This window comes from Streptomyces liliiviolaceus, from assembly GCF_018070025.1.
GTDB classification, from domain to species: Bacteria; Actinomycetota; Actinomycetes; order Streptomycetales; family Streptomycetaceae; genus Streptomyces; species Streptomyces liliiviolaceus.
Genome location: NZ_JAGPYQ010000001.1, coordinates 3,020,923 through 3,044,861, shown reverse-complemented (window position 1 = coordinate 3,044,861; position 23,939 = coordinate 3,020,923). Strand labels below are relative to the sequence as shown.

At 72.5% G+C, this 23,939-nt stretch carries 20 protein-coding genes; 5 read left to right on the top strand and 15 right to left on the bottom strand.

What is annotated here, in order from left to right; translation table 11 throughout:
• Nucleotides 1-574: 574 nt before the first annotated feature.
• From J8N05_RS13325 to J8N05_RS13315, 3 genes are all read right to left on the bottom strand, one after another.
• Complete coding sequence (locus J8N05_RS13325; RefSeq protein ID WP_210882807.1) at nucleotides 575-1,204, bottom strand: cysteine hydrolase family protein; 630 nt, start codon at nucleotides 1,202-1,204, stop codon at nucleotides 575-577.
• Between the two features lie 136 nt (nucleotides 1,205-1,340).
• On the bottom strand, nucleotides 1,341-2,078 hold the full coding sequence (locus tag J8N05_RS13320) for a gamma-glutamyl-gamma-aminobutyrate hydrolase family protein (protein ID WP_247706262.1): 738 nt from the start codon (nucleotides 2,076-2,078) through the stop codon (nucleotides 1,341-1,343).
• 45 nt (nucleotides 2,079-2,123) lie between these two features.
• Nucleotides 2,124-3,617 carry an APC family permease gene (locus tag J8N05_RS13315; RefSeq protein WP_210890162.1) on the bottom strand — a complete coding sequence of 498 codons (1,494 nt, stop codon included), beginning with the start codon at nucleotides 3,615-3,617 and terminating at the stop codon, nucleotides 2,124-2,126.
• Nucleotides 3,618-4,063: 446 nt separating this feature from the next.
• On the opposite strand from J8N05_RS13315, the gene J8N05_RS13310 reads away from it, so the two are divergent.
• The 3 genes from J8N05_RS13310 (at nucleotide 4,064) to J8N05_RS13300 (ending at nucleotide 7,433) form a co-directional block, all read left to right on the top strand.
• Nucleotides 4,064-5,419 (top strand): glutamine synthetase family protein, encoded by a 1,356-nt coding sequence (locus tag J8N05_RS13310; RefSeq protein WP_210882804.1) that lies wholly within the window; start codon nucleotides 4,064-4,066, stop codon nucleotides 5,417-5,419.
• A gap of 50 nt (nucleotides 5,420-5,469) precedes the next feature.
• The gene (locus J8N05_RS13305) at nucleotides 5,470-6,744 is read left to right on the top strand and encodes a cytochrome P450 (RefSeq protein ID WP_210882803.1); all 1,275 of its coding nucleotides are present in this window, start codon (nucleotides 5,470-5,472) and stop codon (nucleotides 6,742-6,744) included.
• Between the two features lie 116 nt (nucleotides 6,745-6,860).
• Nucleotides 6,861-7,433 (top strand): MarR family winged helix-turn-helix transcriptional regulator, encoded by a 573-nt coding sequence (locus tag J8N05_RS13300; RefSeq protein WP_210882802.1) that lies wholly within the window; start codon nucleotides 6,861-6,863, stop codon nucleotides 7,431-7,433.
• 12 nt (nucleotides 7,434-7,445) lie between these two features.
• Here J8N05_RS13300 and J8N05_RS13295 read toward each other — a convergent pair whose 3' ends face one another.
• From J8N05_RS13295 to dusB, 9 genes are all read right to left on the bottom strand, one after another.
• Nucleotides 7,446-8,201 carry a gamma-glutamyl-gamma-aminobutyrate hydrolase family protein gene (locus tag J8N05_RS13295; RefSeq protein WP_210882801.1) on the bottom strand — a complete coding sequence of 252 codons (756 nt, stop codon included), beginning with the start codon at nucleotides 8,199-8,201 and terminating at the stop codon, nucleotides 7,446-7,448.
• Entirely contained in the window at nucleotides 8,198-9,742 is a 1,545-nt protein-coding gene (locus J8N05_RS13290; protein WP_210882800.1) for an aldehyde dehydrogenase, read from the bottom strand. The genes J8N05_RS13295 and J8N05_RS13290 overlap by 4 nt, the downstream gene beginning before the upstream one ends.
• Before the next feature lie 9 nt (nucleotides 9,743-9,751).
• Complete coding sequence (locus J8N05_RS13285) at nucleotides 9,752-10,627, bottom strand: fumarylacetoacetate hydrolase family protein (protein WP_210882799.1); 876 nt, start codon at nucleotides 10,625-10,627, stop codon at nucleotides 9,752-9,754.
• A 19-nt stretch (nucleotides 10,628-10,646) separates the two neighbouring features.
• Nucleotides 10,647-11,609, bottom strand: coding sequence for a 3,4-dihydroxyphenylacetate 2,3-dioxygenase (locus tag J8N05_RS13280; RefSeq protein WP_210882797.1), 963 nt, complete (start codon nucleotides 11,607-11,609; stop codon nucleotides 10,647-10,649).
• Nucleotides 11,610-11,651: 42 nt separating this feature from the next.
• Nucleotides 11,652-13,199, bottom strand: a complete 1,548-nt coding sequence (locus J8N05_RS13275; RefSeq protein WP_210882795.1) for an aldehyde dehydrogenase — start codon at nucleotides 13,197-13,199, stop codon at nucleotides 11,652-11,654.
• 74 nt (nucleotides 13,200-13,273) lie between these two features.
• The gene (locus J8N05_RS13270) at nucleotides 13,274-14,080 is read right to left on the bottom strand and encodes an acetoacetate decarboxylase family protein (RefSeq protein WP_210882793.1); all 807 of its coding nucleotides are present in this window, start codon (nucleotides 14,078-14,080) and stop codon (nucleotides 13,274-13,276) included.
• Entirely contained in the window at nucleotides 14,077-15,339 is a 1,263-nt protein-coding gene (locus J8N05_RS13265) for an NAD(P)/FAD-dependent oxidoreductase (protein WP_282108148.1), read from the bottom strand. The genes J8N05_RS13270 and J8N05_RS13265 overlap by 4 nt, the downstream gene beginning before the upstream one ends.
• 3 nt (nucleotides 15,340-15,342) lie before the next feature.
• A complete protein-coding gene (locus tag J8N05_RS13260) occupies nucleotides 15,343-15,531 on the bottom strand; it encodes a ferredoxin (RefSeq protein ID WP_210882791.1) in 189 nt (62 codons plus the stop codon).
• Nucleotides 15,532-16,082: 551 nt separating this feature from the next.
• Nucleotides 16,083-17,249, bottom strand: a complete 1,167-nt coding sequence (dusB, locus tag J8N05_RS13255) for a tRNA dihydrouridine synthase DusB (protein ID WP_210882790.1) — start codon at nucleotides 17,247-17,249, stop codon at nucleotides 16,083-16,085.
• Between the two features lie 80 nt (nucleotides 17,250-17,329).
• On the opposite strand from dusB, the gene J8N05_RS13250 reads away from it, so the two are divergent.
• Entirely contained in the window at nucleotides 17,330-18,772 is a 1,443-nt protein-coding gene (locus tag J8N05_RS13250; protein ID WP_210882789.1) for an MFS transporter, read from the top strand.
• A 438-nt stretch (nucleotides 18,773-19,210) separates the two neighbouring features.
• Here the strand turns inward: J8N05_RS13250 and J8N05_RS13245 are convergent, their stop codons facing one another.
• Nucleotides 19,211-20,125: a helix-turn-helix transcriptional regulator gene (locus tag J8N05_RS13245; protein ID WP_210882788.1), complete on the bottom strand. Its 915-nt coding sequence runs from the start codon at nucleotides 20,123-20,125 to the stop codon at nucleotides 19,211-19,213.
• Nucleotides 20,126-20,237: 112 nt separating this feature from the next.
• On the opposite strand from J8N05_RS13245, the gene J8N05_RS13240 reads away from it, so the two are divergent.
• Nucleotides 20,238-21,668, top strand: coding sequence for an MFS transporter (locus tag J8N05_RS13240; RefSeq protein ID WP_247706261.1), 1,431 nt, complete (start codon nucleotides 20,238-20,240; stop codon nucleotides 21,666-21,668).
• 29 nt (nucleotides 21,669-21,697) lie between these two features.
• Here J8N05_RS13240 and J8N05_RS13235 read toward each other — a convergent pair whose 3' ends face one another.
• Nucleotides 21,698-22,468 carry an SDR family NAD(P)-dependent oxidoreductase gene (locus tag J8N05_RS13235; protein WP_210882786.1) on the bottom strand — a complete coding sequence of 257 codons (771 nt, stop codon included), beginning with the start codon at nucleotides 22,466-22,468 and terminating at the stop codon, nucleotides 21,698-21,700.
• A gap of 104 nt (nucleotides 22,469-22,572) precedes the next feature.
• Nucleotides 22,573-23,913: an RNA polymerase subunit sigma-70 gene (locus tag J8N05_RS13230; RefSeq protein ID WP_247706260.1), complete on the bottom strand. Its 1,341-nt coding sequence runs from the start codon at nucleotides 23,911-23,913 to the stop codon at nucleotides 22,573-22,575.
• Between the last annotated feature and the right edge of the window lie 26 nt (nucleotides 23,914-23,939).

Genomic DNA, 23,939 nt, shown 5'->3' with positions numbered 1-23,939 from the left:
ACATCGAATGCTTCGATCAATGGTCCGCTCTGAGGTAAATCTGTCACGCGGGCCTCCTCGTACATTCCATGGCCACTTGATGGTTGAAGCGCATCGGAAGTTGAACGGGCAGCGAGCGGCAGAGCGGACCCATCGTAGAACGTCGTGGCGCGTGAATATACAATTCCCCTGCGACTGTCCGGAACCGGGCAGCCCTTCCGACGGCCCACCGGAACGGTCGTCACGTGCGTGCCGAATAACAAACCGGACTGACAGATACCGCACGTCGCATCCGGACCGCGATGAATAGACCATTCCGGTGCACACGGCACTGAATACCGCAGGCGACCGGCACGCCGCCGCCTGGCGCCGCACCTCCAGAAAGAGCGGTTTCACGCCAATTGCGAAGATCCCCGCTCACCGGCGACATCGGCGCCACGAGACGGACTAAACGTTTCTTTCAAGGCATACTTCCGGCCAAAAAATATTATATTTCGCACACTAATTCGAAAAATCCGGCTCACATGCGGTTACGCCCGCGGAACCCGCGGAAAGAGCCCCGACGAACGCGCCGGGGCCCTCGCGGACGGCGGGATCAGCCGCCGACGCCGCCGTTCTCCGCGTGGCCCGCGTCGGTCGCCGCCGCGAAGTCCGGGCGGCCGAGCGGTGACTTGGTGCGGACGGCGCCGATCCACTCCGCGGTGCTCGCCGTGTAGGCGAAGAACGACTGCAGGACCACCAGCACCGCGTGGTGGATCTCGGCGGCGGACAGACTGCCCGCCCGGTTGGTCAGGGCCAGCGCACCGGTCGCGTCGGCGAGCACCTCGACCTGGTAGCCGAGCTGGACGGCGTGCCGGGCGGTCGACTCGTCGCAGGTCTGCGTCATCCACCCGACGAGGGTGAGCGTGTCGACGCCCGCCCGGCGCAGCCACTCGTCGAGGTCGGTGCCGATGAAGGACGACGGCAGGGTCTTCTCCACGAGATGGTCGTGGGGGCGGGAGGCCACCACGTCGTGCAGGGCGAAGCCGTGCGTGCCCCGCGCGAAGAGGGGGGCGCCGGCGGGGGCGGCGTGCTGGACGAGCACGACCGGGACGCCTTCCTGTACGGCGGTGTCGACGGCCGCGGCGATGTTCGCCAGGCTCAGGGACGGGTCCGGGTAGCCGATCGGCAGACCGCCCGTGACGTACTCGTTCTGGACGTCGATGACGACGAGGGCACGTTTCATGACGGGGTCTCCCCTCCAGCGGAACTGCGGATGACGGAACTGCGCATGACGGGACTGCGGGTAACGGAACTGCGCTTGGTGGAAACGCGGTTGATGGACACAAGGTCGTTGGAACCGCGGTGGACGGGCGCGGGCCTCACCGGCCCGCCCCCGTGGCCCGGACGAACGCCTCGAACAGGGCCTGTTGCGCGGGGTCGTGCCGGGCGGTGTGCTCGGGGTGCCACTGCACACCGGCGAACCAGGCCCGCCGGTGCGGGAGTTCCAGTGCCTCGCGGGTGCCGTCGTCGGCCCGCGCGGTGACCTTGAGTCCGGCGCCCACCCGGTCGACGTGGGTGCGGTGGAAGCAGGACGCCGTCACCACCTGGGCGCCCATGCTCAGTTCGAGCAGGGTGGCGGGCTGGACGGCCACTTGGTGCACGAGGTTGTGGTGCCGTCGCCGCCAGCCCGCCAACTGCACCTGCAGCGTGCCTCCGAGCGCCACGTTGACCGCCTGGAGACCCCGGCAGATCGCCAGCAGGGGCAGCTCGGTGCGCAGGACGTGGTGGGCCACCGCCAGGTCGAAGCCGTCCTGTTCGGCGTCGGCGTCGTGCGTGCTGCCGTGCGTCGGCGTGTTCCCGTACCGGCCGGGCGGCAGTTCGTCGCCCCCCGGCAGGAGAACGCCGTCGAAGCGGGTCAGGCGCTCGGCGACGAGCGCGGGGTCGCAGCTTCCGTCCGGTGCGTGGGGGTGCAGGGTCACGGGCTCGCCGCCCGCCCGCCAGACGGCTTCGACCAGGGCACGGGCGACGATCTCGGCGGAGTACCGCAGGGCCGAGGTCGAGACGGAGAAACGGGCGGGAATGGCGATGAGGGGGCGGGCGGGACGGGGACGGGTCACGGGCATTCCTCTGGGGGGAGGCGGTTCGGCGTACGGCGGTTCAGGTCACGGCGGATCCTTTTCGGAGGTCTCCGGGGTGGGCGAGGTCACGGCTGCGTCCGGGGTCTCGGGAGCCGGGGCCATGGTTCGGGGATACGCGCCAGCCGGTCGGGCCAGATACGCGGCGGCGCCCAGCAGCCAGACGGTGGGGATCGTCAGCGCCAGCCAGGTGGCGGTGGTCCGGTCGCCGCCGATGAGGGTCGTCAGATTGGCCAGGACGAGCCAGATGGCCCCGGCGATGCCGAGGGCGCCCAGGGCGGGCGCGACGGCGGTGTTCCACAGCCGCCGGTCCAGGCGGTTCCGGCGGAAGAAGACGACCACGGACACGGACGTCAGGAGGTACAGCAGCATGATCGCCAGGACGGCGACGCCGCTGAACCAGGAGAACAGCGTCACGACCGGATCCCGCCCGGTGAGCGCGAACGGCACGACCAGCAGCACCGCGATCGCCGTCTGGACGACTCCGGCCGCCCAGGGCGCGCCGCGCCGGTTCAGGGCGCACAGGGCGTGCGGGAGGCGGCGTTCACGGCTCAGCGAGAACAGATAGCGGTTGGCCGAGTTGTGGAAGGCCAGGATTCCCGCGAAGAGGGAGGTCGCGAGCAGGACGGGCAGCAGGTCACCGGCCCAGCCGCCGAGCCGGTCGGTGACGGGCTGGAAGACGAACGCCGACGAATCCCCGTTCTCAAGGGCCCGTCCGGCGTCGTCGGTGGCGTGCGAGGCGCCGTGGGCGGAGATCACCATCCAGGAGGTGAGGGCGAAGAAGGCGGTGATCAGCGTGATGGAGAGATACGTGGCACGGGGTACGGTCCGCTCGGGCGCGCGGGCCTCCTCGCCGTAGACGGCGGTGGCCTCGAAGCCGAACATGGACGCCACGGCGAACATCAGGGCCACCCCCGGAGCGCCGTCGAGGGCGGTCCTCGGCGAGAAGGCGGCTGCGACGCCGAGTCCTTCGGGGCCTCCCCCGCGCACCAGCGTGACCAGGGCGAACACCAGCAGGATGCTGGTCTCGGCGACCACGAAGACGGCCAGCACGCGGGCGCCCGTGTCGATGCCCGCCACGCCGAGGAACTGCACCAGCGCCATGGTGAGCAGGGCCCACAGCCACCACGGCGCGTCGATGCCCGCGTGCAGGTCAAGGAGTTGGGCGACCGTCGCTCCGTAGAGGCCGTACATCGCGGCCTGGATGGTGCAGTACGCGAAGAGGGCGACGGCGGCGGCGCCCGTACCGGCGGTCCGGCCGAGGCCCCTGCCGATGTACGTGTAGAACGCGCCCGGGTCGACGACGTGCCGGCTCATCGCGACGAATCCCACCGAGAACAGCAGGACGACGGCGCCCGCGGCGACGTACGCGGCGGGGACGCCGGAGCCGTTGCCGAGCGCGACGGACAGGGGCACGGCTCCGGCGATGCCGGTGAGCGGGGCCTGCGCCGACAGGACGAGGAAGAGGATACCGAGGACTCCGAGGGCGTCACGCTTGAGCCGGCGGTCCGCGGCGGTCACGGTGGTGCTGCCGACCTGGCGTCGGCCGGGATCCGCGTCGGTCACGACACGCGAGGCCCGTGAGCGTGGCCGCGATCGTGGTGGCGGTCGCGGTGTCGATCTCGGTCAAGGTCACGGTGGTGGTCGCGGACGCACCTGATCCTGTCGGCAACGGCCTTCATGGAACGGTCCTCCCGAGGTACGGAGCCTCAGTGCGAGGAAGAGCGGAGGAAAGGGCGAGGGGGCGCCCGGATTCGCGTCGCCAATTCGTTTGGCACCAAACAACATAGGCATGCCCTCCGGGGCGGTCAATCCCTCGCGGCGGACACCGACTTGAGCCGCACCCTTGCGGGAGGACGACAGGCATCCTTACGGTCGTCGTACCGTTTGACATCAAACAAACGGTGGGCGGCAGCAGCGCCCGGGCCGGCTGACGGCCCCGTTCCCATCTGCCCGAGGAGGCAGCGGTGAGCGCACACGACCCCTCCCTGACCAGGGAACACACCGAACGGCTCGCCGAGGCGGGCATCGACGTGGTCCGCGTGGTCTACCCCGACCTGCTCGGCACGGACCGGGCCCGTGACGTGCTGCTCGACCATCTGCCCACGGCCTGCGCACACGGGCTCGCCTTCTGCCGGGCCGTCTACCACACCACCCCGCGCGGCGAGGTGGTCCCGGTGACCGGCGGTCTGGAGGCGGGACTGCCCGACATGCTGGTCCGCCCCGACCTCAGCACGCTGGCCCCGCTGCCCTGGGAGCCGGGGGTCGCCTCCTGCCTGGGCGACGTCACCGACGCCCGCACCGGCGCGCCCACCCCCGAGTCCCCCCGCGACCTGCTGCGCACCGTGCTCGCCCGGTGCGCGGAGCACGGGCTGAACCCGGTGGCCGGTCCCGAACTGGAGTACTTCCTCTGCGAGTCGGACCCGGGCGCGCCCGGCGGCAGGCGCCGCTACAGCACGGCCGCCGGCACCGTGTACACGGCGGGCCTGCGCGCCGATCCGGACAACCACCTGCTGCGCACCCTGCGTTCGCTGCGCGACCTGGGACTCGGCGTGACGACCGGCAACCATGAGTTCGACGGCGCGCAGTTCGAGATCAATCTGACCCACTCCCCCGCCCTGGACGCCGCCGACCGGGCCTTCCGGCTCAAGTCGGCCGTCAAGGAGCTCGCCCGCGCGGAGGGGCGGACCGCCACCTTCATGGCGAAGCCGTTCAACGACACGGGCGGCTCCGGCTTCCATGTCCATCTGTCGTGCGTGGACGGCGAGGGCGGCAACACCTTCGACGACCCGGCGGGCCCGTACGGTCTGTCGGCCACCGCCCTGCACGCCGTGGCCGGTCTCCTCGCGCACGCCCCGGCGCTCGCCGCGCTGCTGAACCCCACGGTCAACTCGTACAAGCGCTTCGGCCCCGACACGCTCGCCCCGTGGCTGATCGACTGGGGCCTGGACAACCGCAGTGCCATGGTCCGCGTACCGCCCGAGCGCGGGGCGGGAGCGCGGCTCGAACTGCGGCTGGGGGACGCCGCCGCCAACCCGTATCTGCTGGTCGCCGCCACGAGCGCGGCCGTCCTGCTCGGTGTCAGGGACGCGGTGGAGCCGCCCGCGCCGCTCAAGGGGTACGGCTACGACACCGCGTCGGCGCCGCTGCTGCCCGCGAGTCTGCCCGCCGCGCTCGACGCCCTGGAGGCGGACACCGACCTCACCCGGCTCCTCGGCAAGGAGTTCGTCTCCGCGTACGTCACCTACAAGCGCGACGAGGTCAGCCGCTTCCATCAGCACGTCACCGACTGGGAACTGGCCGAGTACGCCGACCATCTGTGAGCCGCCCCCCGATGCACGCAAGCCGAGAGCCCGACCCCAAGGAGACCTCGATGGCCGCACCCGTCCCGGTCGAACCCCTGCCCCTCGACGACGTCGACCTCACCGACCTCGACAGCTTCACCGACGAACTGCGGCCCTGGCGCATGTTCCACACGCTGCGGCACCGGGACCCGGTCCACTGGCAGCCCGAGGCCGCGCCCAACGCGGGCTTCTGGGCGCTCACCCGGCACCGGGACATCGTCGCCGTCGACCGGGACCCGGACACCTTCACCTCGACGAAGTTCGTCAACCTCGAAGAGGTCGACGACGACCAGATCGCCAAGCGCGCCTCGATCCTGGAACTCGACGGGGTCCGGCACCGCGCGCTGCGCGGGCTGCTGCAACGGCAGTTCGGGCACACCGTCATCAGCCGGTACACCGACTTCCTGCGCGGTCTGACCGCCCGCACGCTGGACGCGGCGCTGCCGCTGGGCACGTTCGACTTCGTCACCCATGTCGCGGCCGACTTCCCGATCAACGTCCTGGCCCGTCTCCTGGACGTGCCGCCCGAGGACAACCGGCGGCTCATCGACTGGGGCAACCGCATCATCGGCAACACCGACCCGGACTACGCGGACGTCCTGCTCGGCAGCCCGGAGAGCGAGCGCTACCGCGATCTGCCCTTCCGCTCCCCCGCCGCCACCGAGGTCTTCGCGTACGGACGCGAACTGGCCCGGCAGCGGCGGGGCGGCACCGGCGACGACCTGGTCTCGCGGCTCGTGAACGGGACCCCGCGCGACGGTGTGCCGCTGACGGAACAGGACTTCGACAACTACTTCCTGCTCCTGGTCGTCGCGGGCAACGAGACGACCCGCCACGCCATCAGCCACACCATGCTGGCGCTGACCCGCCACCCCGACCAGCTGGACCTGCTGCGCCGCGACCCGGCCCTGATCCCCGTGGCCGTCGAGGAGTTCCTGCGCTGGGCCTCCCCCGTCTACCACTTCCGGCGTACGGCGACCCGTGACACCGAGCTGAGCGGCACCCGCATCAGGCGGGGCGACAAGGTGGTCATGTGGTACGCCTCGGGCAACCGCGACGAGGCCGTCTTCCCCGACCCCTACGCCTTCGACGTGACCCGCACCCCCAACGACCATGTCACCTTCGGGAAGACGAGCCCGCATCTGTGTCTGGGCAACCTGCTCGCCCGGACCGAGATCCGCGTCATGTTCGAGGAACTGATCCCGCGGCTCGCGGACATCCGGCTCGGCGGTCCGGTCCGCCGGGTCCGCTCCAACTTCGTCCACGGCATCAAGGAACTGCCCGTGACGGTCACGCTCAAGTGAGGCGCGGCAGGGCGACCGGCTTCGGCGACCGCCTTGTACCGGCCACGTAGGATTCGATGCCCTACGGCCGTGCGTCGGCAGTGACGGCGGTCCGGTGACGATGCGAGGGAGCGCCCGTGCCCAGCCAGCGGTCCATCAGCGCGGCGGAGAGACTCGCGGCGGAGAAACTCGGCGGCATCCCCGTCCGGCGCGACCAGATGGCGGCGGTCGCCAACATCTACCGGGCCGCGTCCGCCGTGCGCCAGCACCTGGAGAACTCCGTACTGCGGCGCTCGGACCTGACCTGGACCGGCTTCGTCGTGCTCTGGGTGGTGTGGGTGTGGGGCGAGTCCGAGACCCGGCGCGTCGCCGAGGAGGCCGGGATCTCGAAGGGCACCCTGACCGGCGTGGCCCGCACCCTGGAGTCCCGCGGTCTGCTGCGCCGCGCCGACCATCCCACCGACGGGCGGCTCGTCCTGCTCGGCCTCACCGAGGAGGGCGAGAACTTCATGCGGGAGGTGTTCCCGGCGTTCAACGAGGAGGAGGCCTTCGTCACCTCGCGGCTGAGCGACGCCGAGTGCCGCACGCTCGCCGACGGGCTGCGGAGCGTGGTGCTCCAGGTCGAGGAGCACGGCGAGGACCGGCGCCGGGAACTGCTGAACGGCGCGGCGGCCACCCCCCGTCGCAGCGGCCGCCGCGCCCGTAACTGAAACCCGCCCCCCTTATTCGCGCTCGGCCCTCCGCCGTGCCGCCCGCACCAGCGCGTCGAAGAGCCGCTGCTGGGCCGGGTCCGTGCGCGCGGTGTCCTCCGGATGCCACTGCACGGCCATGAACCGGTCGTCGCCGTCGGCGAGTTCGACGGCCTCCACGGTTCCGTCGACGGCGCGGGCGGTGGCCTTGAGCCCCTCCCCCAGCCGGTCCACGTGCTGATGGTGGTAGCAGGACGCCTCGGTCTTGTCGGTCCCGGTGACACGGGCCACGACGGACCAGGGCGCGAGGAAGACGGGGTGCCGCACATGACGGTGCCCGTGCCCGGGACCGCCGGTGTCCTGACCGCCCCCCTGGTTGTCCTGGTGCAGTGTGCCGCCGAGGGCCGTGTTGACGACCTGCAGCCCGCGGCAGACCGCCAGCAGCGGCAGGCGGCACGCGAGGGCCTGCCGGGCGAGTTCCAGGTCGAAGCCGTCCTGCTCGTCGTCCACGTCGTACACGGCCCGGTGCGTCCGCCCGGCCCCGTAGCGGTACGGGGCCAGGTCGCCGCCGCCCGGCAGCAGCAGGCCGTCGAAGCGGGCGAGCCGGCCTCGCACCTCGCCGGGGTCGGCCGTGCCGCCGGGCGCGTGCGGATGGATGCCGCCCGGTTCGCCGCCGGCCCGCCAGACCGCCTCGATCAGCGCGCGGGCGTTGGCCTCCGCCGGCCGGTCCAGGGCCGAGGAGGTCGCCGAGAAGCGGGCGGGGACCGCTATCAGCGGGCGGGCGCTCACAACTGGATCCAGGTGGTCTTCAGTTCGGTGTACTTCTCCAGGGCGTGTACGGACTTGTCGCGCCCGTTGCCGGACCGCTTCACCCCGCCGAAGGGCACGGTCAGGTCGCCCTCCTCGTAGCAGTTGACCCACACCGTGCCGGCCTTGAGGGCGCGGGCGACCCGGTGGGCGGTGGACAGGTCGGAGGTCCACAGCCCGGCCGCGAGCCCGTAGTCGGTGGCGTTGGCGAGGGCGACCGCCTCGTCGAGGTCCTCGAAGGCGAGAACGGACAGGACGGGTCCGAAGATCTCCTCGCGCGCGGGCGGACTGTCCGGTGCGACGCGGTCGAGGACGGTCGGTTCCAGATAGCTGCCACCGGAACCGCACCCGGAGCCGCCCCCGGTCCCGATCAGGGCGCGTGCGCCGCCGGTCCGCAGCCGCGCCCCGCTGTCGACCGCCGCGCGGACATGACCGAGTACGCGGTCGAGATGGCCCTCACCGGCCAGCGCCCCCATCTCGGTGGCCGGGTCGAGCGGGTCACCCACCCGCAGCGCGCGGGCGTGCGCCACGACGGCGTCGGTGACCTGTTCGGCGACGGAGGCGTGGACCAGCAGCCGGGAGGGGGCGGTGCACATCTCGCCCTGGTTGAAGAAGATGCCCCAGGCGGCCGTGGCCGCGGCTTTCGCCAGGTCGGGGGCGTCGGGCAGGACGATGTTGGGCGACTTGCCGCCCAGTTCGAGCCAGACGCGCTTGAGGTTGGAGTCGGCCGCGTGGTGCAGGAAGTGGCGGCCGACGGCGGTGGACCCGGTGAAGGCCAGGACGTCGACCTCGGGGTGCAGACCGAGGGCCCGCCCGGCCACCGGCCCTTCGCCGTTGACGACGTTGAGGACGCCCGGCGGCAGTCCCGCGCGCAGCGCGACGCGTCCCAGCAGCGCGGCCGACAGCGGCGCGTGCTCGGAGGGCTTGAGGACGACCGTGCACCCGGCGGCCAGCGCCGGGGCGATCTTCCAGCCGGCCAGGGTCAGCGGGAAGTTCCACGGGACGACCGCGCCGACGACACCGGCGGGCTCCCGGGTGACGAGCGCGAGGGTGTCCGGGGCGGTGTGCGGGATCTCGTCGGTGAGTTTGCCCGCGAGCTGGCCGTACCAGCGGAACGTGCCGACGACGGCCCGGAGTTCGATGTCGTGGGCCTCGGTGACGGGCTTGCCCATCTCCAGGCTGACGGTGAGCGCCAGCTCCGCCCGGTGCTCCTCCAGCAGGTCGGCCAGCCGGATCAGGACGCGGCCGCGGTCGGCGGGGGCGAGCCGGGGCCAGGGGCCTTGGTCGAAAGCGCGGCGCGCGGCGGCGACGGCCGCGTCGATCTCGGCCTCGCCCCCGTCGGCGACCTCGGCCAGCACCTGGCCGTCGCGGGGTGAGACCACCGCGAAGGTACTGCCGCCGCCGGGTTCGTCGGCACCGTCGATGAGATGCGTACCGACCGGTTCGAGCGCTTTGGCGCGGCGGAGCCATTCCTCGTACGTGACCTGCGTGACCTGCTTGGCGGCGGGGCTGACGGCGGTCATACGGCCCTCTCAGCGTGTGGGTGGCCTGCGTTCGGGTGACCTGCGTTCGGGTGGCCTGATGCCGCGGAACTCCCAGTCGCCGCCGAGCGCGGTGGACAGCACTTCCTCGGACTCGCTCGGCTGCGCGCCGAGGTCCGTGCGGACGGCGGTGGGACCGGAGACGATGTGGTTGCTGAGCCGGCCGAGGCCCTCCACCTCGACCTCGACGACATCACCGGGCCGGACGGGCCGGGAGTTGGCCGGGGTGCCGGACAGCAGGACGTCACCGGGGTACAGGGTGATGGTGCGGGCGATGTCGGCGACGAGATAGTGCATGTCCCACGTCATCTCGTCGGTGGAACCGTCCTGCACGACCGCCCCGTTGACGTGGGTCCGCAGCCGTTTGCCGTGGAAGTCCCAGTCGGTGACGAGGCCGGGGCCGAGCGGGCAGAGGGTGTCGGAGCCCTTGACGCGGAGCATGGAGCCCGCGTCGGTGTCGCGGAAGTCGTGCAGGCCGTAGTCGTTGGCGACGGTGTATCCGGCGATGTAACGCCCCGCCTCGGCGCGGGAGATGTTGCGGGCGGTCCTGCCGATGACGACGGCGACCTCGCCCTCGTAGTTGAGCCACTTGCAGCCCTCGGGCCGGACGACCGCGCCCCGGTGGGAGTTGAGCGCCGAGGTCGGCTTGTGGAAGTACGTGGGGGCGGCGGGCAGCGCGGCCCCGAACTCCTCGACCCGGCTGCGGTGGTTGAGGTGGACCGCGATCACCTTGGACGGGACGACCGGCGGCAGATGGTTCGCCTCCCCGGCCTTGACGCGGCGCCCGTCCCCGGCGACCAGTTCGTCGCCGTCGCGGACGGTCTCCACGACGGAGCCGTCGAGGAGGACACGGCGGTACTCGGGCATGACGGGAGCCTCCCTGGGGTCAGTCGGGCAACCGGCCGGACGGCTGGACGCGGCTGTGGGGTGTGCGGGCGGCGGCCGGCGGAGGCGGCGGGCCGGTGCCCGTCCAGCCGTCCGCGGGGCGGTCGAACCAGAGATGCACCTGTCCGGTGCCGATGGCGTTCTCGTACGCGCCGTACTGCCGGGCCTTCGCCGTGCAGGCCCGCTCGCCGAGGGCCCCGGCCATCATCAGGTAGTGGAAGAACCTCGCTTCGGGCTTGTGGGGCCAGAAGTCGTCCATGCGGTCGAGGACCTGGTCGTGGCGGCCCTCCTTGAACCAGGCGATGCGCTCCTGGTCGGCCGCCCGCGCCCCGGGGGTGAAGATGTGCTCCGGGTCGCCCGCCTCGTGGTCGCGCAGTTGCCGCAGTGGCCAGAAGGTGTGCGACAGGGCGCCGGAGGCGATCAGCAGGACCCGTCGGCCGGGCGTGGCGGCGATGCCGTCGGCCAGTGCGCGGCCGAGACGCAGATGGTCGTCCATGTCCCCGGTCTGGCAGACGCCGACGGTGACCCACCGTTTGTCGGGCAGCCCCTCGCCGAGGTACTTCCACAGGTTGGTCGTGGCGTAGTAGACGGGCAGGTAGGGGTCGTCGATCGGGGTGATCCAGGTGCCGTGCCGGTCGGCGAACGAGGCTACGTGGTGGGCGAGTTCGGGGTCGCCGGGGAAGTCGTACGGCATCCGGCACATCCCGCGCGGCAGTTCCTCGGAGGTGTACAGGCCCGAGCGCCGGGGCTGGGCGGTGACGACGAACTCGACGGTGGTCGCCCAGTGGGAGTCGAGGACGACGACGGTGTCGTAACTGTCGGACGCGAAGACGTCGTCGCGGAGCTGCCGCAGTCCGGTGACGAGGGTGCTCTCCTTGCCCTCGTTGAGCTCCAGCCGGTCGGCCTCGGGCAGCACGATGGTGGGGACGTGGGAGAGCAGACCCGCCCCGACGATCTCACCCATGGTCCTGCCGTCCGCTCTCATCCATGGTCCAGCCGTCCGTTCTCATCCATGGTCGGTCCATCCGTTCGGTGCGGTGACGGTGGTCTTCAGGTCGCAGTAGAAGTCGAAGCTCCAGTCGCCGCCCTCGCGGCCGACGCCCGAGTGGCGGGAGCCGCCGAAGGGCGCCCGGAGGTCCCGGACGTAGAAGCAGTTGACCCAGACCGTGCCCGCCACGAGCTGTGCGGTGACGCGCCGGGCCCGTTCGTGGTCGCCGGTGGCGAGGGTGGCGGCGAGACCGAAGCGGGTGTCGTTGGCGAGGTGTACGGCCTCGTCCTCGGTGGTGAAGGTCTGGAGGGTCAGGACGGGCCCGAAGACCTCCTCCTGGACGATCTCGGAGTCCTGGGCGACGTCGGTGAGGAGGGTGGGCGGGTAGTACAGGCCGCCTTCTCGCGCGGCGCCGCGACCGTCGCCGGGGTCACGGCCGTCCGCGCGACCGCCTGCCGGGTGACCGCCTGCTGGCTGACCGCCTGCCGCGTGACCGCCGACGACCGCGCGGGCCCCCGCCGCCAGCGCCCGCCGCACGAACCCGTCGACCTTCTCCAGCTGGCGGGGATGGACGAGGGGACCGAGGTCGGTGGCCGCGTCCCTCGGATCGCCCTGGCGCAGCCGGGCCGCCCGTTCGGCGAGGCGGCGGCCGAACTCCGCGGCCACCGGCTCCTCGACCAGGATGCGGGTGGCCGCGAGACAGACCTGTCCGGCGTTGTCGTACTGCTCCACCGCGAGGTCCACGGCCAGCTCCAGGTCCGCGTCGGCGAAGACCAACAGCGGTGATTTGCCGCCGAGTTCGAGGCTGAGCGGGGTGAGGTGCGCGGCGGCCGACGCGGCGATGCGCCGGCCCGTCGGCACGGACCCGGTGAAGCTGACGCGGCGCACCTCCGGGTGCGCCACGAGGGGGGCGCCGACCTCGGGACCGTACCCCTGTACGACGTTCAGGACCCCGGGTGGCAGGCCGGCCGCGGTGGCGATGTCGGCGAGCAGCGAGGCGGTGAGCGGGGACCATTCGGAGGGTTTCAGGATCACCGTGCCGCCGGCGGCGAGGGCCGGGGCGGCCTTCCAGGTGGCGAGCAGCAGCGGGGCGTTCCACGGGGTGATCAGTACGCACGGGCCCGCGGGGTCCCAGCTGACGTGCTGGGTGTGGCCGCAGGTCTCGAAGTCCTCGTGCCCCAGTGTCCGCAGCCGGTCGGCGAAGAAGCGGAAGTTGTGCGCCACGCGCGGCATCACACCTCGGCGGTGGGAGCGCAGGAGGGCGCCGTTGTCGTGGGTCTCGACGACGGCGAGTTCTTCGAGTCGTTTCTCCACCCCGTCGGCGACGGCTTCGAGGAGGCGGGCGCGTTCGGCGCGCGGGGTGGCGGCCCAGCCCGGGAAGGCGGCCTTGGCGGCGGCGACGGCCGCGGCGGCGTCCGTCCCCGTGCCCCGGGCGATCTCGCCGAGGGGGGTGCCGTCGATGGGTGAGACGTCGGTGAAGGTCTCGGTGGCGGCGATCCGCTCGCCGCCGATGAAGTGCCGGGTGTCGACGGCGACTCCGGCGACGGTGGTGAGGTGTTCGCTCATGTCGTGGGGCTCCCTCGTGTCGTGGGGCTCCGGTTGTCGGGGCGCCGCGCGTCAGTGCGGGGCCGCGGCGGGGTTCATTCGGCGCCGGAGGTGCCCGACTCCAGGAGCCGGCCCCCGTCCCAGACCACGCCGACCTGCCGGTAGTACGCGGCGATCGGCTCCCGGATCTCCAGCCGGGCCAGCTCCTCGGTGGGCGCCTCGAACAGCTCCAACTCGGCCTCCCCCGTCCAGGGTCGACCGCCCTCGAAGGACGCGGCCCCGGACTCGATCAGTTCGTCGAGCGCCAGCCCCTTGCCCTTCTCGACGGAGGGCAGCCAGCGGTGGTGGACCATCGGGTGGGCGTTGACGAACCCGTTGGAGTCGCAGGGCTCGCGCAGGGTGACGACGGCCTGGGCCAGGCGCCGGTCGGCGGCGGCGAGGGTGGCCCCGAACCTGGCCCCGGCCTCGATGCGCGGGGCGGGCCCGTAGGGGTGCGGGCGGGTCTGGTGGATGGAACCGAGCTTCTTCGGATACCCCTGGTGCAGTCCGCGGGCGAGGGCGAAGTCCTTGTCGACCCAGATGAACACACAGCGCGTGTACGTCCGCCCCCGGTACGCGCACCGCACGACGGCGAACGCCTCCTTGTACTGGGCCCGCACCGGGTCGAGCAGTTCCCGCCCGGAGTCGGCGCAGGACTGCCAGTCGGCCCAGATGAGCGCGACGGCGCCGGGGTCCTCGGCGGCGGGTTCCAGCGGCTCGGGCAGCAGCTCCCGTACGCGGTCGGGGTCGGTGCGGTATTCGACGGTGAGCAGATCACCGGAGTAGCGCCACGGCGGCGCGGGGATGAGCGAGGCTGCGCCCGTCGCCGTCTTGGGGTGGAAGTAGCCGCGCAGACCGGTCACTTGGGCCCCCCGGACGATCCGGCCCCGAGGGCGGGCTGGGCGAGGAGTTCGGCGCGGTGGCGGGCGGCGGCGGCCGAGGTGGACCGGCCGCCGAGGGAGACGACACCGACGAGCCGGCCGCCCCGGTGGAACCCGGCCAGGAAGTCGCCGCCGGGGTCGCCGTCCAGCACGCGCACGTCGTCCTGGCCCAGGGCGGGGGCGCCGAAGGACTGCAGCCGGAAGTCGTGCTGGTCGCTCCAGAAGGTCGGCAGGGGCGCGAAGGGTTCGACCGTGATGCCGGTGCCGGTGAGATGGGCGGTGAGCACCCTGGCGGCGTGCTTGGCGGTGTCCGTGGGGATGGACCAGTGCTCGACGCGGCGCGCGACCTCGTCGTAACGGGCGTTGGGGAAGCGCGCGATGTCACCGACGGCGACCACGTCCGGGCGTCCGCCGACCCGCAGATGCTCGTCCGTCAGGACGCCGTCGGTGAGGTCGAGGCCGTTGCCGTCGAGCCATTCGGTGTTGGCGACGGAGCCCACCGACTCCACCACGACGTCGGCGGCGAGGACGGTGCCGTCGGCGAGGACCACCCCGGTGACCCGGTCGTCGCCCTCGAACCCGGTCACCTGGGCGCCGAGGGCGAACCGGACGCCCCGCCGCTCGTGCCGGTCGAGCAGCGCCTTCGCGAGCAGTTCGCCGAGCGGCCCGACCATGGGCAGCGGCAGCGGGTCGACGGCCGTGACCTCGGCGGCGCCGAGGGCCAGGGCGGTCGCGGCGACCTCGCAGCCGATGAATCCGGCGCCGATGACGACCACGCGGCCGCCCGGCCGGGCCAGCGCCGCGCGCAGCCCGCGGGCGTCGGCCACGGTGCGCACGGTGTGCCGTCCGCGGCGGGGGCCGGGGCAGGGCAGCCGCCGGGGACGCATCCCGGTGGCCGCCACCAGTCCCGCGTACGTCAACGTCCCGCCGTCGTCGAGCGTGACGGTCCGCCGGTCGAGGTCGGCCGCGACGACCCGGGTGCCCAGGCGCCACCGTACGTCCGCGACGCTGGCCCGCGGCAGGAAGGTGAGCGAGCCGAAGGAGGCGTCGCCCGCCAGGGCCTCCTTGGACAGCGGGGGCCGGTTGTAGGGCATGTGGGGTTCGTCCCCGACGAGGACGACCGGTCCGCGCCAGCCCGCGGCGCGGAGTTGCTCGGCGGTGCGCAGCCCGGCCATGGAGGCGCCGGCGACGACGACGGGGGGTTGGGCTGCGGTTGCGGCTACGGCTGCGGCTGCGTTCACGCGTCAGTCCCCGATCCGGATGGCCTGCAGCGGGCAGACGTCGGCGGCCTCCTCGACCTCCTCGCGGCGGGTGTCGTCGGCGTCCGGGAGGTGGACCAGATGTCCGTCGTCGTCGAAGCGGAAGACGTCGGGAGCGGCGAACACGCATTGGCCGTGGTCCTGGCATTTGTTCATGTCGACGACGACCTTCATGGCCGGTCCTCCAGATGACGTGTCACGTCGGAGGGGAACGGACGGGGACTCGGACCCTGAGGGCGGGCCCGGCCGGTGGAGCGGCTCGGGACCGCCCCCTCCCCCCATTTCATTTGACCCCAAACAAGGTAGGAAGCAATGGGGGTGGGGTCAAGGGGGTGGGGGCGGGTGCGGGTCGGTGGGGGCCGGTTCGCGCAGTTCCCCGCGCCCCTAGGGGGTGGGGGCTGGGGTGCGTGGGACAACTGACGGTTGCCTGTGGCTGAGCGCGCCGTTCCCCGCGCCCCTGGGGGGGGCGGAGGCCCGTCGCCGGGTGCGGGCACGTCGTGGCTGAGCGCGCAGTTCCCCGCGCCCCTCAAAAACGGGGCTGCGCCCCAGCTTTTGCCCTTAGGGGCGCGGGGAACTGCGCGGCCAGCCACAGACAACCGTCACCCGCCCCCCACACGCCAGCCCCCACCCCCCCAGGGGCGCGGGGAACGGCGCAGTCTTTTGTCTTTCAGGGGCGCGGGGAACTGCGCGAACGGCCCCCACCAGGCCGCAGCCGAAAGGGCCGCTCACCCCCCGGACGTGTCCAGCTCCGCGTCCTCGCTCACGCCCGCACAGTCGTACGGATCCTTCAACCACCCGTCCGGCAGGACAACCCGCCCGTTCCCGGACGTACGCCCCCGCGGCCCGTCCGCCCCCACCGGCCACGGCTGATCGAGCTCCAACTCCTCCAGCCCCTCCGCCAGTTCGCTCAACGACGAAGTGACGGCGAGCCGCCGCCGCATCTCGGAGCCGACGGCGAACCCCTTCAGATACCAGGCCACGTGCTTACGGAAGTCGACGACCCCGCGCGCCTCGTCCCCGATCCACTCCCCGAGCAGCGTCGCGTGCCGCACCATGACCGCCGCGACCTCCCGGAGGGACGGCTGCGCGTACTGACCGCTCCGCCCCTCGAACGCCGCGACCAGGTCGGCGAACAGCCAGGGCCGCCCGAGGCACCCCCGCCCGACCACGACCCCGTCGCACCCGGTCTCGCGCACCATCCGCAGCGCGTCGTCCGCGGACCAGATGTCCCCGTTCCCGAGGACGGGAATCTCCGGCACATGCTCCTTGAGCCGCGCGATGGCGTCCCAGTCGGCCGTCCCGCCGTAGTGCTGCGCCGCGGTACGCCCGTGCAGCGCGATCGCGGTCACGCCCTCCTCGACCGCGATACGCCCGGCGTCGAGGAACGTGATGTGGTCGTCGTCGATGCCCTTGCGCATCTTCATGGTGACCGGCAGGTCCCCCGCCCCGGCCACCGCCTCGCGCAGGATCGCCCGCAGCAGCGGCCGCTTGTACGGCAGGGCCGAGCCACCGCCCTTGCGCGTCACCTTGGGCACGGGGCAGCCGAAGTTCAGGTCGATGTGGTCGGCGAGGCCCTCGTCCGCGATCATGCGGACGGCCTTGCCGACGGTCGCGGGGTCGACGCCGTACAGCTGGATCGAACGCGGGGTCTCCGACGCGTCGAAGCGGATCAGCTGCATGGTCTTCTCGTTGCGTTCGACCAGCGCCCGCGTGGTGATCATCTCGCTGACGAACAGCCCCTTGCCGCCGCTGAACTCCCTGCACAGCGTGCGGAACGGCGCGTTCGTGATGCCCGCCATGGGGGCGAGCACGACGGGCGGCAGGACGGTGTGCGGACCGATCCGCAGAGCGGTGTTCACCGCGGACTCAGGAGTGACCGTGGACGTGGACATTCCTCCATTGTCACGTACGCCGACCCATGAAGGTAGTCGTTAGTTAGGCACACTACCGAAGTGGGCGTAACCTGGTACCCATGCCTGAGCTCAGCCCCCGCCGGCGCCAGCTGGTGCTCGCGATCTGCTGTATGAGTCTGCTGATCGTGAGCCTCGACAACACCGTCCTCAACGTCGCCCTCCCCTCCATGCAGAAGGATCTGCACGCGAGCCTGGCGGGCATGCAGTGGACGATCGACGCGTACACGCTGGTGCTCGCCTCGCTGCTGATGCTCGCGGGCTCGACCGCCGACCGCATCGGCCGCCGCAAGGTCTTCATGGCGGGCCTGGTCGTCTTCACCGTCGGCTCGGTCCTGTGCTCGCTCGCACCCAACCTCGAATCGCTCGTGGCCTTCCGCATGATCCAGGCGGTCGGCGGCTCGATGCTCAACCCGGTCGCCATGTCGATCATCACCAACACCTTCACGGACCCGCGCGAACGCGCCCGCGCGATCGGGGTCTGGGGCGCGGTGGTCGGCATATCCATGGCCGCGGGCCCGCTGGTCGGCGGCCTCCTCGTGGACTCGGTCGGCTGGCGCTCGATCTTCTGGGTCAACCTGCCGGTGGGCCTGGCCGCGCTCCTGCTCACCCTGCGGTACGTGCCCGAGTCCCGCGCGCCCAAGGCGCGGCGCCCCGACCCGGTGGGCCAGCTCCTGGTGATCGCGCTGCTCGGCTCCCTCACCTACGCGATCATCGAGGCGCCCAGCTCGGGCGCCGGCAAGATCCTCGTCTTCGGCGGGATCGCGCTCGCCGCGCTCGTCACCCTCCTCTGGTACGAGCCGCGGCGCGACGAACCCCTCATCGACCTGCGCTTCTTCCGGTCGGCGCCGTTCAGCGGGGCCACGGTGGTGGCGGTCAGCGCGTTCGCGGCGCTGGGCGGTTTCCTCTTCCTGTCCACCCTCTACCTCCAGAACGTCCGGGGGCTGAGCGCGCTCGACGCGGGCCTGTGGATGCTGCCCATGGCGGCGATGACGTTCGTCTGCGCGCCGCTGTCCGGACGGCTGGTCGGCAACCGGGGGCCCCGCCTCTCCCTCCTGATCGCCGGTACGGCGATGACGGTGAGCGGGGTGCTGTTCGCCGCGTTCGAGGCCGAGACGGCGGACGTGACGCTGGTCATCGGGTACGTGCTGTTCGGGCTGGGCTTCGGTTTCGTGAACGCGCCCATCACGAACACGGCGGTGTCGGGCATGCCCCGTGCCCAGGCCGGGGTGGCGGCGGCCGTCGCGTCCACGAGCCGGCAGATCGGGCAGACGCTGGGGGTCGCGGTGATCGGGGCGGTCCTCGCGTCGGGCGTCGGCGAGTCGTCCTACCGCGCCGCGTTCGTCTCGGCGGCCCGGCCCGCGTGGTGGATCATCACGGCGTGCGGGCTTTCAGTGCTGGTCGTGGGTGCGGTGTCCAGCGGACGCTGGGCGCGCGGAACGGCCGTGCGCACGGCGTCCCGCCTGTCCTCACCAGAGGTAAAGGAGTCCGCGGGCATCGCATGAACCTGCGGCCCGGCGGGGGCTGGCCGCGCAGTTCCCCGCGCCCCTGGGGGGCGGAGGCCCGTCGCCGGGTGCGGGCACATCGTGGCCGATCGCGCAGTTCCCCGCGCCCCTGGGGGGGCGCGGGGCCGTCGCCGGGTGCGGGCACGTCGTGGCTGAGCGCGCAGTTCCCCGCGCCCCTCAAAAACGGGGCTGCGCCCCAGCTTTTGCCCTCAGGGGCGCGAGGAACGGCGCGGCCAGCCACAGACAACCGCCACCCGTCCCCCACACGCCAGCCCCCACCCCCCAGGGGCGCGAGGAACTGCGCGACAAGCCCCCACCGCCCCGCACCCGAAACCCAACCCCAACCACCCCACCCCCAGGGGCGCGGGGAACGGCGCAATCTTTTGGCTTTCAGGGGCGCGGGGAACGGCGCAAGCAACCCCCACCGGGCCCCACCCCTCAGCCCCGCTGAACAGCCAGTTCCTGCAACCGTTCAAGCCGCGCACGCGACACCCCGTCCGCCGGCGCGTACGTAACCATCCGAGCCCCCTCCCCCGGCCCCAGCCAAAGATCCGTATGGACGAGCGTCAACCGCCCCACGTACCGGTTGTCGAACAACTTCGTCTTGCTGCGCGAACCGACCACCTCATGCCGCTCCCACACCTCCCGGAACTCCTCCGACTCCGCGCACAGCCGCTTGAGCAGCATCTTCCACGCGGGATCGGCGAGATGCCCGGCCATGGCCCCCCGGAACTTCGCCGCCATCAACCGCATCGTCTCGTCGAGCAGCACGATCGAGGAGCGCCACTGCTCGTTCGTGGTGACGAGGATCATGCAGTTGCGGTCCTCCGGCGGCACCTCGTCGAGGTCGCACAGCAGCAGCCCGTACGTGCGGTTGTACGCGAGGACGTCGTACCGGCTGTTCTGGATGCAGGCGGGCAACGGCGCCAGCTGCTCCAGCGTCTGCAGCAGCGCCGGAGTGATCGTCGTGCAGCGCGAGGCCGGCGTGGGATCGACGGCCCCGGCCAGCTGGAAGAGGTGGGCGCGCTCGTTCGAGTCGAGCATCAGCGTGCGGGCGAGCGCGTCGAGGACCTGTACGGAGACCTGGATGTCCCGGGCCTGTTCGAGCCAGGTGTACCAGGTGACGCCGACCGCGGAGAGCTGCGCGATCTCCTCCCGGCGCAGGCCGGGGGTGCGCCGACGGCTGCCCCGGGGCAGCCCCACCTGCTCGGGCGTGATGTGCTCACGCCGATGACGGAGAAAGGCGGCGAGCTCGTGCCGCCGGATCTCCGGCTCCCCCGCCCCGGTGATCCCTCCTGCTCCCCCGGTGACCGGGCCCGCACCCGCCATCGTCTTCTCGGCCATGGTCGTCATGTCTCCAGCCTGCCGCCCCGCGGCCCCTGTCGCGGACCCTGTTGCCGGGTACTCCTTCTACCAGGATAAGAAGACTCTGGTACCAGCCTGCGAGCAGGCGCACGATCGATCCGTGACCGAAATCCTCGCTCCCCGCACAGCCCGTTCCGTGACGGCCGGCCCACCCGTGCTCGGCACGCTCGGACTGTTCACCGTGCTGCTCGGCGCGGCCCTGCCCCTCATCGACTTCTTCATCGTGAACGTCGCCCTGCCCACGATCGGCCACGACCTGGCCGCGAGCGACGCCGTCCTGGAACTCGTCGTCGCCGGTTACGGGGTCGCGTACGCCGTGCTCCTCGTCCTCGGCGGACGGCTCGGCGACACGTTCGGCCGGCGCCGGCTCTTCCTCGGCGGGATGGCGGCCTTCGGGCTGACCTCGCTGGCGTGCGGCCTCGCGCCGACGGCGTGGACGCTCGTCGCGGCGCGCGTCGCCCAGGGCGCGGCGTCCGCGGCGATGCTCCCGCAGGTCCTCGCCACCATCCAGTCGGCGACGCAGGGCCCGCGCCGCGCCAAGGCGATGAGCCTGTACGGGGCCACGGCCGGACTCTCCATGGTGGCCGGGCAGATACTCGGCGGCGTCCTCGTCGCGGCGGACGTCGCGGGCACGGGCTGGCGCGCGGTCTTCCTGGTGAACGTACCGGTCGTGCTGGTGGGCCTGTTCCTGGCCGCCAGGGCCGTCCCGGAGACCCGCTCGCAGCACCCGCAGCCGGTGGACGTCCCCGGCACGGTCCTGCTGGGCGTGGCGCTGGTGTCCCTGCTGGCCCCGCTGACCGAGGGCCGGGCGGCGGGCTGGCCGCTGTGGACCTGGCTGTCCCTGGCCCTGTTCCCCGTCACCGCGACCGCCTTCTACCTGGTCGAACGCCGGTCGGAACGCCGGGGCCGCACCCCGCTGGTCCCGCCGAGCCTCTTCGCCACCGTCTCCCTGCGCCGCGGCCTGATCATGATCGTCCCCTTCTCCATCGGCTTCAGCGGCTTCATGTTCGTCATCGCGGTCGCACTCCAGGAGGGCGTGGACCTGAGCCCGGTCCGCGCGGGCCTGGCACTCGTACCGATGGCGCTGTCCTTCTTCGTGGCCTCGCTGCTCGGCCCCCGGCTGGTGGCCCGGTGGGGTACGCGCGTGGTGACCGCGGGCGGTCTGGTCCAGGCGGTCGGCGTGGGCGTCCTCGCCCTCACGGTGTGGGGCTCCTGGCCCGACCTCGGCGGCCCGCAGCTCTGGCCGGGCCTGATCATCGCGGGCGCGGGACAGGCCCTCCAGCTGCCCGTCCTCTTCCGCGTCATCCTCTCCGAGGTCCCCGCGGCCCGCGCCGGGGTGGGCAGCGGAGTGATGATCACCGCCCAGCAGTCGGCGCTCGCGCTCGGCGTGGCCACCCTCGGCACCCTGTTCCTCACCCTGATCCCGGGCCGGGGCATGGGCGACGCCCTGGCCACGACCCTGCTGGTCCAGCTGGCCGCCGTCGTCCTGACGACGGCCCTGAGCCTGCGCCTGCCGCGCGAGATCGCCTGAACCGCCACGACCGCCGGAGCGCCGGCCGGTCAGCTGGGGAACATCCCGGCGGTCGCGTTGACCCACGTGCCGGTGAGCCCGGCCGCCGCGTCGGAGGCGAGGAAGGCCGCCAGGGCCGCGATGTCCGCGATCTTGGGCGAGCGCTTCGTCATCCGCAGGCTGTCGAGATGCGCGCGGATGCCCGCCACGGCGGCCTCGTCGGGCGCGGGCGCACCGGCCGCGCTGAGCTTCTCGGGGGTGAGGGTGTCGACCACGCCCGCGGTCCAGATCCCGAGGGCCCGTACCCCGGCCGGACCGGCCTCCTGGGCGAGCTGGCGGATCAGCGCGTCGAGCGCGCCGTCGGCGGCCCCCGTACCGCCGAGCATCGGACTGCCGTTGTGGGAGCCGCTGTTGAGGCCGAGGATCACACCGGACCCCTGGGCGGCCATCCGGCGGGCGGCGGCCCGGGCGGTGATGAACTGGCAGGTGATGCCCCGCACGACCGGCCGGGTGTAGTCGGCCACCGACATCTCGGTCAGGGGTAGGCCCTGGAAGTCGCCGCGCGGCACCAGGTTGAACGAGACGTCGAACCGGCCGGCCCGCTCGACCACCGAGTCGGCGTGCGCCTCGACGGCGTCCTCGTCACCGGCGTCGAGCACGTCGTACGCGGCCCCGGTCGCGTCGGCGACCTCACGCAGCGTCTTCTCCGTCCGGCCGACGAGGAAGACCCTCGCCCCGGCCTCCGTGTACGCCTTCGCGACGCCCGCGCCGAGGGAACCTGCTCCGCCGTAGACGACCGCGACCTTGTTCTTCAGCAGCATGACCGGTGACTCCTCTGTGTGATGGGGGCGCGAGGTGCGCCCGTCACCCCATGAGACGTGCCCGCCGGGAGAACTCATCGCTCCCACGACCGCCCGTGCGGCCCTCACAGGGTCATCGGCAGCCCGAACGCCTCGAACAGATGGGGCTCGAAGGTGGTGATCTGCGCGATCCGCCCCTCCTCGACCCGCAGTACGTCGATGAGCTGGGCCCGGAAGACGCTGGTCCCGGGCCGTTGCAGATACCCGGCGACCGCCGGCTGGCCGTTGGCCCGCACCGGCAGATGCCGCCAGTGTCCGACGAACATCGGCGAGGCCGGATCGAGGTTCGGCCGGACGAAGGCGAAGAGCGCGTCGCGCGAGGTGAACCAGAACGGGTTCGGCGGCATGATGAGCACCGCGTCCTCCCGTACCAGCTCGACCATGGCGTCGATGTCGGCCCGGGCGACGACCTCCATGTAGCGCTGGAGCAGCGCCAGGTCGTCGGCGCTGGGCGGCCGGGCGGACCAGTCCTCGCGCGGGCCGGGCAGCGCCTCCCGCAGGGCCGCTCTGCCGCGCTGGACCGCGCTGTTGGCGGCGGCCGGGCCCGTACCCAGCAGCTCGGCGGTCTCCTTGGCCGACCAGCCGGCGACATCGCGCAGGACCACCGCGGCCCGCTGGCGTGGCGGCAGTCGCTGGATCGCGGTGAGGAAGACGAGTTCGAGGGTCTCGCCCGCCACCGCCTCCTCGTCCGGTTCGTGCCGGCGCACGGGCGTCTCGGGCAGCTGGTCGTCCGGGAAGGGCTGGAGCCACGGCAGGCTCGGCGGCGGTGGCCCGTCGCCGGAGTCCATGCCCGGCACCGGCGCGTAGGGAGCGGGCCGCCGGTCGTGTCTGCGCAGGAAGTCGAGGCACACCCGGGTGGCGATCTTGTAGAGCCAGGCCCGCGGGTTGCCGACGTCCTCCAGGGTGTCCCGGGCCCGCCAGGCGCGCAGGAACGTCTCCTGAGTGAGGTCCTCGGCCTCGTCGTACGAACCGAGAAGCCGGTAGCAGTGGGCCCGCAGCTCCCGCCGATGTGCCTCGACGAGCGCGTCGAAACCGCCGTCACGGGGTTTCGTCACACCGGCGGGCGTGACGAATTCCGCACCCTCGCCACCGACGGCCTCCGCCCGCTCCTCGGGGGCCTCGCGGGCCTCCTCGGTTCCGCGGGCCTCCCGGGCCAGGCGGCGCAGTCGGCCGAAGCGGGGGGCCAGGGCCTCGACATCGGCGTGGAAGGCGCGGGCGGGTTCCAGCCGCAGCCGTCGCAGCCGGTCGCCCAGGTCGGAGACGAGATCCGCCGCGGGTTCGTCGGCCGGCCGCTTCCGCTCCCGGTAGGCGCGCTGGCGGCACGCCTGCGAGCAGTAGGAGGCGGCCCGTCCGGGCCCTTTGCCGTCCTCGATGGACAGCCCACAGATCCGACACTTCCCGGCCACGCCCACACGCTAACCGCCGCGGAGAC

Bases quoted from the DNA above. Each gene is read 5' to 3' on its own strand.
- J8N05_RS13325 (WP_210882807.1), bottom strand. From the start codon at position 1,204: ATGAAACGTGCCCTCGTCGTCATCGACGTCCAGAACGAGTACGTCACG.
- J8N05_RS13305 (WP_210882803.1), top strand. From the start codon at position 5,470: ATGGCCGCACCCGTCCCGGTCGAACCCCTGCCCCTCGACGACGTCGAC.
- J8N05_RS13290 (WP_210882800.1), bottom strand. From the start codon at position 9,742: ATGACCGCCGTCAGCCCCGCCGCCAAGCAGGTCACGCAGGTCACGTAC.
- J8N05_RS13285 (WP_210882799.1), bottom strand. From the start codon at position 10,627: ATGCCCGAGTACCGCCGTGTCCTCCTCGACGGCTCCGTCGTGGAGACC.
- J8N05_RS13280 (WP_210882797.1), bottom strand. From the start codon at position 11,609: ATGGGTGAGATCGTCGGGGCGGGTCTGCTCTCCCACGTCCCCACCATC.
- J8N05_RS13275 (WP_210882795.1), bottom strand. From the start codon at position 13,199: ATGAGCGAACACCTCACCACCGTCGCCGGAGTCGCCGTCGACACCCGG.
- J8N05_RS13260 (WP_210882791.1), bottom strand. From the start codon at position 15,531: ATGAAGGTCGTCGTCGACATGAACAAATGCCAGGACCACGGCCAATGC.
- dusB (WP_210882790.1), bottom strand. From the start codon at position 17,249: ATGTCCACGTCCACGGTCACTCCTGAGTCCGCGGTGAACACCGCTCTG.
- J8N05_RS13250 (WP_210882789.1), top strand. From the start codon at position 17,330: ATGCCTGAGCTCAGCCCCCGCCGGCGCCAGCTGGTGCTCGCGATCTGC.
- J8N05_RS13245 (WP_210882788.1), bottom strand. From the start codon at position 20,125: ATGACGACCATGGCCGAGAAGACGATGGCGGGTGCGGGCCCGGTCACC.
- J8N05_RS13235 (WP_210882786.1), bottom strand. From the start codon at position 22,468: ATGCTGCTGAAGAACAAGGTCGCGGTCGTCTACGGCGGAGCAGGTTCC.